The following is a 9817-nucleotide window of genomic DNA, read 5'->3' as shown; positions in this document are numbered from 1 at the left end:
TAAAAGATGGGTATAAATGATCATTCTTTACTCAGCAGTATTGTCTTGGCTGGTGGCAAGAGTTCTCGCATGGGTGAGGATAAAGCTCTGATTTCTATTAACGGCATACCTTTGTTACAGTTAGTTTGTGGTGTGGCCGCAGCTTGCACAGATCATGTTTATGTCGTTACACCTTGGCCCGAACGCTATCAGCAATTAATATTACCTAATTGCCAATTTATTCGGGAATTACCTTTATTCCCCTCATCTGCCCATGGGCCATTGGTAGGATTTGCTCAAGGGTTGGCGCAGGTACAGACTGATTGGGTATTGTTACTGGCTTGTGATTTACCTCGGTTACGGGTTGAGGTGTTGCAAGGATGGGCGAGTGAACTTAATAGTGTACCGGATGAGGCGATCGCCACTTTGGTTCATCATCGGAAAGGCTGGGAACCTCTGTGTGGTTTTTATCGCCGTCGCTCTCTACCACAACTTTTAGAGTTTGTCAATCAAGACGGACGGTCATTTCAACAGTGGTTGAATCAGCATTCCATACAGCCTTTGTTCTTATCAGCATCAGAGATGTTATTTAATTGTAATACACCGGAAGATTTGGCTTTGCTCCAATAAACATATTACTTTAAGTTTTAACCGAACCAAAAAATGATGCTCAAAAATTTGACTAGCAATTAATTGAGAAAAACAATATTTGTGATCTATCAAACATTAAATTTCGCATTATTACTATATACTTAGGTATAGATTTTGCAATCAACCTTGTATAGATAATAGCGAGTAGCACAGTTATTCAGTTCTGCATAGAATTTTGGCTTTTGTGTCTACTCGTATTTTCATGTTTATTACAGTTAACTCTGGCGATTATACATCGCTGCTACATAGACAACGAAACCCACATAAGCCAGTGATTTCATGAGTGATATTCCTCCAATTATTTCTTTTATTCCTTAGCAGAAGTCATGGATTTTTGATTGGCTAAATTATGCTTGACATTCTGCACAGGATTATCACTTAAACTGCGGAAATAGAGACTCCCAACAGTTACTAAAAATAGAACATAACTGATTGCTTGTACTAGATATAGATGTTCTCTGTAGCCAAACAAAGATTTGAGAATAATACCGGGGAATTGTTTATCTGGCAATATTGCGTCAGTGTTCCACACCATTGGCCCCAAAATGCAAGAGTGGATTTGGCTAAAGTGATCGTAATATAAACAAATATTTTCTGGAGTGCTACTGCTCAGGGCAAGATTAGCTAAACCTTCATCAAAATGCTTCAAAGCAGAAACTACTAACCCAGAAACAATCAACACTAATAAAACGCCCATCACTTGGAAAAACTGGCGGATGTTGATTTTGACACCCAATTTAAATAGTAAAACTCCAATAGCAGCAGCCCCGATTAAACCAGCAATTGCACCTAAAACGGGGACTAATCCTGCTTGAAAATTGGCAGCAATAAATAAAACAGTTTCAAAACCTTCACGAACAACGGCGATTAAAATCAAACTAAACACGCCCCAACCGGCACGGGAATTTTGTGTTAGCGCTTCTGTGACGGCTCCTTCAACTTGAGCTTTCATAAATCTGGCTTGTTTAGTCATCCAGATTAGCATCCAACTGAGCATAGCGATCGCCACGATACCAAACACAGTTTCGAGCATTGGCTCAACCACTGTGGTGTATTGAGGATTTACTGCCCCTAGTGTTTGAATTAACCAAGTAAATAACACACCAATGAGGACACTAATCACAATACCAACAGCAACGCCAGTATATACCCAAGAATTGAGTCGGGATTGGTTGGCTTTTTTGAGTAAAGCTAGGACAATGCCCACAACAAGGGCAGCTTCTACTCCTTCTCGGAGCGTAATCACAAAAGTAGGTAGAGCAGTGCTGATATTCATGTTTAAAAGGTATGAAAATGAGGAGGTTACTTAGGCAGTTAAGGAAACATTTTCGTCCCAATACCCTGTACGGGCGGGTTTACAGATATCATTCACGATGAATGAGGATATTACTCAACTCACCCTTACCACCCAATCGCCACTAGGGGCGGGTTTACAGATATTATTCACGATGAATGAGGATATTAATAAACCCTCCCGTACCACTTTTAGCTGAAATCGCGGAGCATTTTTTTGAGTTCGAGATTATGCATCTCTTCTTGCCCAATCATGCCACGAGCAAATTCTTCTAGATAAATGCTGGCATTGGTGACAGTTTCTAAGAGACTTTTGTACAAATCCAGGGCTTTCTTTTCATGGGATAAGCTTTCTGCCAAAATATCCTTGACTGTGTGCTGGTAAGTTTCTTCCATTTGGGCGATTTTGAGAGAGGGATGCCCTTCTAAACCGGTGAGAATTTCTCCTACCTGTTGGGCATGAAGTAGAGACTCACTGGCTTGCGCTTTGAAAAAATCCACGATGGGAATACGATTAGGGCCAGTCACCATCAAGGAGTAATGGGTGTAGCGTACTACTCCCGCTAGTTCAAATTCCATGATGGCATTTAGTAGATCAATGGTTTTTTCGTTGTTAAGCTCTTGCATCAGTTGTTAGTTAGATTTACGAATGGGGAGTTATCAGTGTTGAGTTAAGAGATATACTTTCTACAGGTATTCCAAGCCCAAGCTATCTACACTGTGAACCCTTAACTATCGCCTCACTGCTCATTCATTCTAAACTGCTCTCTCTGCATCACCAATTAAGTCAATGCGATCGCTGACGGCGTGGCTTGGCGAAATGGGGATGAGCAGACAATTCCAACCAAAAACGTTTAAACTAGGTGATTAAAACAAATTTATACTATTCTATGATTTTGAAATCAAAACTTGGATCACTAGTTCTGATGGGGGTTCTCAGCTTTTACATAATTGTGGGAGCATCTGCACCAGCTTATGGAATGCACATTATGGAAGGCTACTTACCAGGGAATTGGGCAATTTTTTGGTGGGTGGTAGTGTTACCATTTTTGGTTTTAGGATTGCGATCGCTGACTCGGATTACCCAAGCTAATCCAGAATTAAAATTACTTTTAGCATTAGCAGGAGCCTTTGCTTTTGTTTTGTCAGCGCTGAAAATACCTTCAGTTACAGGTAGTTCTTCCCATCCTACAGGTACTGGCTTAGGAGCCGTATTATTTGGCCCTTTAGCCATGTCGGTATTGGGGACGCTGGTTTTATTGTTTCAAGCGTTGCTGTTAGCACATGGCGGTTTAACAACACTGGGAGCGAATGCTTTTTCAATGGCGATCGCTGGACCATTTGCCGCCTACTGGATATATCATCTGACCAAGCGGCTCACTAATAAGCCCAGAATTGCCATATTTTTAGCCGCAGCTTTAGCAAATTTACTCACCTACATCATTACTTCTGTGCAACTCGCTCTGGCTTTTCCTGCCCCTGTGGGCGGGTTTATGGCTTCATTCGCCAAGTTTGCGGGTATTTTCGCCATTACTCAAGTGCCTTTGGCAATTAGCGAAGGATTGCTGACTGTACTGGTGTGGAACTGGTTACAATCCTACACACCTCAAGAACTGGAACTATTAAATTTAATTAAAGGGGAACCTCAAAACAATGGATCAATCTAAAAAAAACTTGAGTAATTGGCTATTGGTATTAGGAGTGATCACTTTAGCAGTTGCACCCTTAATATTTATCCGGGATGCAGAATTTAATGGTGCAGATGGAGAAGCCGAAGCAGCGATTATAGAAGTTCAGCCTGGATATGAACCTTGGTTTAAACCTGTTTTTGAACCGCCTAGCGGTGAAGTAGAAAGCTTGTTATTTACCTCTCAAGCGGCTGTGGGTGCTGGCGTAATTGGTTATGTCATCGGATTATATAAGGAGCGTAATCGGCAGCAAAGGCATAAAGGATGACGCTGCAAATAGATACTCTGGCTTATACTAATCGGTTGCGTTGGTTAGCGCCAGAGCAAAAATTATTATTTGCGATCGCCTTATTAATTCTCATTGCCTTTTCTCATCCCCCAGTCCAGCTTTTAATTGCTATCTGGGTTAGTTGTTGGACAGTGATTTATGCCAAGATTCCCCTAAAAATATATCTAAAATTAGTTTATATTGCTATTTTTTTCTGGTTAACAAGCTTGCCAGCTTTAGTAATTAATGGTATACATATTGATTACTTCAATTTAATCCAAGATGATGCAATCATTGGGTTGAATGTTGGCTCTTATTATATATATATTAGTCATGATGGAATCGAGCAAGGATTGACAATTTTAACACGGGCGATCGCTTCAGTTTCTTGCTTATATTTTGTCATGTTAACTATCCCATTTACTGAACTTTTACAAACTTTGCGCCGCTTTGGTTTTCCGGTGATATTAACAGATATTTTATTATTAATGTACCGTTTTATTTTCGTCTTATTAAACACAGCTTCGCAAATTTGGATTGCACAAAAGTCTCGTGGTGGCTACAGTACTTTTATAATTGGGATCAAGAGTTTATCGCTATTGATTGGACAGCTGCTCAGGCGTACCTTAGAAAACTATCGTCAAGTCTCTTTAAGTTTAGCCTCACGGGGTTTTAATGGCGAGTTTAAAGTTTGGTATCCCCATCGTTATCATCTGTCCCAACGCTACGCCATAGAAGCAATTATCGGATATGTAGTTTTAATAATATTAGAATGGCGCTAGAAACCGCAGGACGAAAATTATAAGTTAAAAACATTTATTATACTATAGGACTCTTACTGACTTTTTTCACGGAATTTTTTTAACGTATCGATTATGAACGCTATATAGGCGAATAGTTAGAATAAACCTAACTATGTGAAGCCATGTAAAAATATAGTAATTTAGCTCGTAGTCAGGGCTTTAGCCCTTAACTCAGGACTTTAATCATAGGACTCCTACTTAGGATTTGGGAAAATATAATAACTATGCAGCAATCATTACTAGAATTTGAGCAAGTACATTACACCTATCCCGGCACACAACAATCAGTTTTAAATAATTTCACCCTAAATATACCAGCAAAAAAGAAATGTGCATTAATAGGTCAAAATGGTTGTGGTAAAAGCACACTATTTTTGTTAGCCAATGGTTTATATAAACCCCAAAAAGGAAATATTAAATGGCAAGGACAGCCGTTACAATATCACCAGAAATACTTGCTAGAATTACGCCAAAAAGTTGGGCTAATTTTTCAAGATCCAGAACAACAATTAGTAGCCTCAACTGTTGCAGAAGATATTTCTTACGGTTTGTGTAATTTGGGATTACCCACAGCAGAAATTCACAAACGTATCGATGACGCTTTAGTTGAATTTGGATTAACTGAATTAGCTCAAAGACCTGTACATCATCTCAGCTTGGGACAAAAGAAACGAGTTTCTATTGCTGATGTCATGGTACTCAAACCAGAACTACTATTACTAGATGAACCCACAGCATATCTAGATAGATTGCATACTCGTAACTTGATGACCACCCTGAAAAATATTCATACTTCTGGAACAACCATATTAATGGCAACCCATGATCTAGATTTAGTATATCGTTGGGCAGATTGGGTATTTGTCATGGATCAAGGACAACTGATGTTAGAAGGAACACCACCAGATGTATTTAGCCAAGGTGAAATTATGGAAGATTTACAGCTAGGAGTACCTCTGATTTATCAGATCCAATTTGCCCAAAAACTAGCTGAAGAAGATCCTATTTTGGCAGGTTTCCGGCAAAGAATATTGAAACTGTTTCCCAACTTTTAGAAATAAAATTCAACATTCCGATAAATTAGTATATTTTTAATAAAAATTTTATAATCTAGATTTCCTAAATTACAGGATATAATGCCCCCGGTAGGCATTGCCAAAGCTAAGAAAATTCTGTTTTCTATTAATGTGATACCGTAATTACATTGTTTATATTGTGTGACTCCACACATAAAATACAGGGTACATAATGCATATTCCTGATGGATTTCTTTCAGTTCCCGTAGCTGGGGCTACTAGTTTAGTGAGTGCGATCGCACTTGTTGTAGCTTGTGGGCGATCGCAAGAAGCTTTTGGTATCCGTCGCGCCCCCATACTCGGCTTAACCACTGCTTTTATTTTTGCCGCCCAGATGGTCAATTTTCCCGTAGCAGGAGGCACTAGTGGTCACTTATTAGGGGGAACCTTAGCGGCAATAGTTTTGGGCAGTCCCTGGGCGGGAATGTTATGTATTGCCACAGTGTTCATTATTCAAGCTGTGCTATTTGCCGATGGTGGAATCACAGCCTTGGGAGCAAATATTTTAAATGCAGCAGTAATTTCTGTTTGGGTGGGCTGGGTGTTAACCCAAACCTTACAACGGCTATTTGGAGGTTCTAAAGGGCGCTTACCTCTGGCGGCTGGCATTGCGGCTGGTGTTAGCGTAGTAGTGGCATCTGTGGCTTGTGCCATTCAGTTAGTGCTTTCTGGAACCGCATCCGCCGCCATAGTTTTACCTGCCATGACGGGAGTACATATTCTCATTGGGATTGGCGAGGGCATAATTACTGGTGGTGTCCTAGTTTACCTAGCGAAAGCCAGGCCAGATTTGTTACCAGGGGAGGAGCAGCAGTTTAAAGGCTGGTTAGTACCTGTGATCAGCATTTTATTAGTTGCCGGTGTGTTATCTTTAGTGGCTTCAGGGTGGCCTGATGGTTTAGAAAGGGTTGCTGAAAACCTTGAATTTATTGATTTAGCCGAGGAAGTACGAATACAAGTGCCAACACCCTTAGCCGACTACGAAAATGAATCTTTAGGATTAATTGGTACGAGTATTGCTGGACTGTTGGGATCTGTGGTGAGTTTTGCTACAGCTTTTGGGATTGCCAAGGTGGTGAAACCCAAGAATGCTTAAAGTAACTCTGCCGTTACGTTTGCATTTGTCTTTAGTGATTGTGGTAGGGGCAGCTTTACTACAGTTTAATGCTTGGTTTTGCTTGGGCGTATATGGGGCGATCGCTCTGGTTTGGGCAGTATCTTTACGCGTACCCATTCCCCAACTAAGCGGATTACTCGGCACTGAATTAATTTTCCTCTCATTCATGGCATTACCTTTGGGATGGGAACGTGCGAGTTTTTTATTGGTGCGTTCCCTGGTTTGTCTAGTTACCATGAATAGTTTTTTGTTAACCTTACCTCCCCATAGTTTCAGTATTGCCTTAAAAAGCTTACCTGTACCCGCACCAATCAAGGCTAATTTATTATTAACCGGGCAGTATCTAGAAATTTTATTGGATGAAGTCCAACGGATGCAGCGCAGCGCTCAATTGCGGGGTTTAAATGGTGCTGTAGGATGGTTGCGCTATACAAGTGCGGCGATGATTGGAGCCTTATATCTCCGCAGTTTAGATCGAGCAGAACGAGTTTATGCGGCAATGGTTATGCGTGGTTACAATGGGCAGCTACCTGAAGATGGAACATTTAGACCAAAAGAGCGTTTTGCCTTGTTAATAGCTTGGGCGATCGCATCTGGTTTAACCGTAACTTCTTACATAATTTAGCGCAGGTATTTTGAAATCTTTAACTTTTGATCCCCAAATTTCCACAGATCACCCCCACCCGACAGTGATTGAGGTGCAAAATCTGGTGTATGCCTATGCTCACCAAGAACCAGTATTGCAAAAACTTTCCTTTACTTTGAATGCAGGGGATGCCTACAACGGCAAACTACGTGTGGGGTTAATGGGTGCAACTGGTTCTGGTAAAAGCACCTTATTGGAAAACCTGATTGGCTTAAAACAACCAAGTTCGGGAAGAATTTTGATTAATGGTATCCCTCTAGAACCGAAAACCTTACCTCAAGTGCGGCGTGACATCGGTTTTGGCTTTCAAGATGCCACTGACCAACTATTTATGCCCACCATCTTAGAAGATATTACCTTTGGCCCGCGCAATTACGGTGTTCCCCCAGCCGTAGCCATTGATCGAGCCAGGGAATTATTAACAGATTTTGGTCTAGAAGCCTATGCTAACCGTTCATCTCACGAACTTTCTGGAGGACAAAGACGGCTTGCTGCTTTGGCAGCGATTTTAGCCCTAGAGCCGAAAATTTTAATTTTAGATGAACCAACTACCGGACTTGATCCCTCATGGCGACAGCATTTAGCCCAAGTATTGTTAAAGTTACCAGTGCAGGTAATGTTAATTGCTTCTCATGAATTAAATTGGTTGGGGAAAGTGACTCAACGTGCTTTGGTACTATCGAATGGACGTATTCAAATAGACACTGATATCCAAGCACTTTTACAAGAGAAAGATAGTTTAAACAAATTGGGTTTGCCAGTAGATTGGTAAGCTAAAATTATTTGGGTTTTATTCGGTGTTGAGGGATTGTTTGTGTGGCGTAAGCTGATTGTAATTGCTCCTGTGAGTTTAAGTATTGCTTTACTGGTTAGTAGTTGTGAAGATCAAATTACCCAATGTCAGCGACTGATTCAAGTGGTGAATGCCGGCAACTCTTTAATTGAGCAAAATAAAGGAGAGCAGGTGGTAACTAGCTTACAACTTTCAAGGGATTTGCAAGTGATCACCAAATCTTTAGAAGCCGTGAATTTAACAGACCCGAATCTCAAAGAATTTCAAAGCAATTTTGCCAGAATATTTGAGAATCTGAGTCAAGCGATCGCTAAAGCATCTCAAGCTTTGAGTGTAGCTAAAAATGCGGAAGCATCAGCAGCAGGTAGGGAACAACTCCAAAAGGCGAGAACGGAAATTGATACATCTTTGACATCAGCCGAAAGTGCTGGACAAAAATCAGATGCGTTAGTACAAGACCTAAATAAATACTGTGGTCTGTCTGAGTAAATATCTTTACTTCTGTAGTGGCGAGTTTATACCACAAACTAACTGCCAAAACCCGCCCCTACCCAGTTTTTACTCAGCACTTTGCTATATGGGCAAATTATTCGGGTCGATACCTTGCGATCGCAAATAAGCCATAAGCCGTTCTTTTTCCTGGCGTTCTTGTTCGGCGCGTTGGCGTTCTTGTTCCACTCGTTCCACAGCCCAAGGTAATAAGTTACCCTCCTGATCCCACCAGCGTAACCAATAACCTGTTCGGGCTTCTTTTATACCTTGCCAAGTACCCAAAAATAAGTTCATCGCCGCAATCCAATGAAAACCATTTTCATCCGGTTGCTTTAATTCATAGCGGCCATTTTCCAGGTGATAAAATTCCAATAAACCGCCATTGGGATCAAAAATCACATACACAGGAACCTGTAAAATTTGCTCGTAAAAAAACCATTTTCCAGGGGGATAGGTTCGCTTGACAGAATATTCTTCCCCCTCGGTATCAGATAGAAATTCCATCACCACGGCGGGAACATCACCTTGTAAATTCGGTGTGTAGCTTTTGCGTTCGCTTAAAATTTCATTAACACTCGGAACATAAAGCCAATCTGGGGCTTTCAGAATCAATTGTTCGTTAACAGTTGCACACAGACCAAAATTGGAAGCAATCAACATCTGCGGTTGGATGAAACCGCTAATTTCTAAACTTTCACGCAAAGCACCAGCCAAGATTGGCTGACCTGTATTTTCCACTGGTTCATCCTCTAGTTGAAAATCATCCGGCAACGCTTCCCAAGAGATTACCAGATTATGTAGCTCTTTGGTTTTACCGAGTTGTGTCGCCATAAAGACTGCCTTTTATGGATTTATATTGATTGTATCGTTGCCTGTACTGCCAAATTGCTATTGCTAACAACATAGCGCTGATTTTCTAGCTGTACTAATTAGGGTTGGCTGTTCGCGTAGCGTGCCGTTAGGCATAAAAAGGGAACAGGGAACAGGGAAACAGTATCAGCTATCTGTCAT

12 protein-coding genes are annotated in these 9817 nt (G+C 41.0%); 9 read left to right on the top strand and 3 right to left on the bottom strand.

The genetic code is table 11. From position 1 onward, the window contains the following. Window positions 1-6 precede the first annotated feature (6 nt). Window positions 7-609, top strand: a complete 603-nt coding sequence (locus VB654_RS14020) for a molybdenum cofactor guanylyltransferase (RefSeq protein ID WP_323214380.1) — start codon at window positions 7-9, stop codon at window positions 607-609. Window positions 610-937: 328 nt separating this feature from the next. Here the strand turns inward: VB654_RS14020 and VB654_RS14015 are convergent, their stop codons facing one another. Beyond that, a complete protein-coding gene (locus VB654_RS14015) occupies window positions 938-1906 on the bottom strand; it encodes an FTR1 family protein (protein WP_323214379.1) in 969 nt (322 codons plus the stop codon). 209 nt (window positions 1907-2115) lie between these two features. Then, a complete protein-coding gene (locus VB654_RS14010) occupies window positions 2116-2550 on the bottom strand; it encodes a ferritin-like domain-containing protein (RefSeq protein ID WP_042202860.1) in 435 nt (144 codons plus the stop codon). A 299-nt stretch (window positions 2551-2849) separates the two neighbouring features. Between VB654_RS14010 and VB654_RS14005 the strand changes: the two genes are divergently transcribed. The 8 genes from VB654_RS14005 to VB654_RS13970 all read left to right on the top strand — a co-directional run bounded on the left by VB654_RS14005 (window position 2850) and on the right by VB654_RS13970 (window position 8803). Next, on the top strand, window positions 2850-3590 hold the full coding sequence (locus VB654_RS14005; RefSeq protein ID WP_323214378.1) for an energy-coupling factor ABC transporter permease: 741 nt from the start codon (window positions 2850-2852) through the stop codon (window positions 3588-3590). Next, window positions 3577-3879 carry an energy-coupling factor ABC transporter substrate-binding protein gene (locus VB654_RS14000; protein WP_323214377.1) on the top strand — a complete coding sequence of 101 codons (303 nt, stop codon included), beginning with the start codon at window positions 3577-3579 and terminating at the stop codon, window positions 3877-3879. Before VB654_RS14005 ends, VB654_RS14000 begins: the two co-directional genes overlap by 14 nt. After that, on the top strand, window positions 3876-4661 hold the full coding sequence (gene cbiQ / locus VB654_RS13995) for a cobalt ECF transporter T component CbiQ (protein ID WP_323214376.1): 786 nt from the start codon (window positions 3876-3878) through the stop codon (window positions 4659-4661). The genes VB654_RS14000 and cbiQ overlap by 4 nt, the downstream gene beginning before the upstream one ends. Before the next feature lie 245 nt (window positions 4662-4906). After that, window positions 4907-5737 carry an ABC transporter ATP-binding protein gene (locus VB654_RS13990; protein WP_323214375.1) on the top strand — a complete coding sequence of 277 codons (831 nt, stop codon included), beginning with the start codon at window positions 4907-4909 and terminating at the stop codon, window positions 5735-5737. Window positions 5738-5930: 193 nt separating this feature from the next. Next, on the top strand, window positions 5931-6854 hold the full coding sequence (locus VB654_RS13985) for an energy-coupling factor ABC transporter permease (RefSeq protein WP_323214374.1): 924 nt from the start codon (window positions 5931-5933) through the stop codon (window positions 6852-6854). Further along, entirely contained in the window at window positions 6847-7500 is a 654-nt protein-coding gene (locus VB654_RS13980) for an energy-coupling factor transporter transmembrane protein EcfT (RefSeq protein WP_323214373.1), read from the top strand. The genes VB654_RS13985 and VB654_RS13980 overlap by 8 nt, the downstream gene beginning before the upstream one ends. Before the next feature lie 10 nt (window positions 7501-7510). After that, window positions 7511-8293, top strand: a complete 783-nt coding sequence (locus VB654_RS13975; protein WP_323214372.1) for an ABC transporter ATP-binding protein — start codon at window positions 7511-7513, stop codon at window positions 8291-8293. A gap of 36 nt (window positions 8294-8329) precedes the next feature. Continuing rightward, window positions 8330-8803, top strand: coding sequence for a hypothetical protein (locus VB654_RS13970; protein ID WP_323214371.1), 474 nt, complete (start codon window positions 8330-8332; stop codon window positions 8801-8803). Between the two features lie 84 nt (window positions 8804-8887). Here the strand turns inward: VB654_RS13970 and VB654_RS13965 are convergent, their stop codons facing one another. After that, a complete protein-coding gene (locus VB654_RS13965; protein ID WP_323214370.1) occupies window positions 8888-9637 on the bottom strand; it encodes a Uma2 family endonuclease in 750 nt (249 codons plus the stop codon). Between the last annotated feature and the right edge of the window lie 180 nt (window positions 9638-9817).

Source organism: Nodularia sp. UHCC 0506 (assembly GCF_034931045.1).
Taxonomy (GTDB): Bacteria; Cyanobacteriota; Cyanobacteriia; order Cyanobacteriales; family Nostocaceae; genus Nodularia.
Note: the sequence above shows the minus strand (reverse complement) of the source record. Positions and strands in the feature narration are given on the sequence as shown.

Bases quoted from the DNA above. Each gene is read 5' to 3' on its own strand.
- VB654_RS14020 (WP_323214380.1), top strand. From the start codon at position 7: ATGGGTATAAATGATCATTCTTTACTCAGCAGTATTGTCTTGGCTGGT.
- VB654_RS14015 (WP_323214379.1), bottom strand. From the start codon at position 1,906: ATGAATATCAGCACTGCTCTACCTACTTTTGTGATTACGCTCCGAGAA.
- VB654_RS14010 (WP_042202860.1), bottom strand. From the start codon at position 2,550: ATGCAAGAGCTTAACAACGAAAAAACCATTGATCTACTAAATGCCATC.
- VB654_RS14005 (WP_323214378.1), top strand. From the start codon at position 2,850: ATGGGGGTTCTCAGCTTTTACATAATTGTGGGAGCATCTGCACCAGCT.
- VB654_RS14000 (WP_323214377.1), top strand. From the start codon at position 3,577: ATGGATCAATCTAAAAAAAACTTGAGTAATTGGCTATTGGTATTAGGA.
- cbiQ (WP_323214376.1), top strand. From the start codon at position 3,876: ATGACGCTGCAAATAGATACTCTGGCTTATACTAATCGGTTGCGTTGG.
- VB654_RS13990 (WP_323214375.1), top strand. From the start codon at position 4,907: ATGCAGCAATCATTACTAGAATTTGAGCAAGTACATTACACCTATCCC.
- VB654_RS13985 (WP_323214374.1), top strand. From the start codon at position 5,931: ATGCATATTCCTGATGGATTTCTTTCAGTTCCCGTAGCTGGGGCTACT.
- VB654_RS13980 (WP_323214373.1), top strand. From the start codon at position 6,847: ATGCTTAAAGTAACTCTGCCGTTACGTTTGCATTTGTCTTTAGTGATT.
- VB654_RS13965 (WP_323214370.1), bottom strand. From the start codon at position 9,637: ATGGCGACACAACTCGGTAAAACCAAAGAGCTACATAATCTGGTAATC.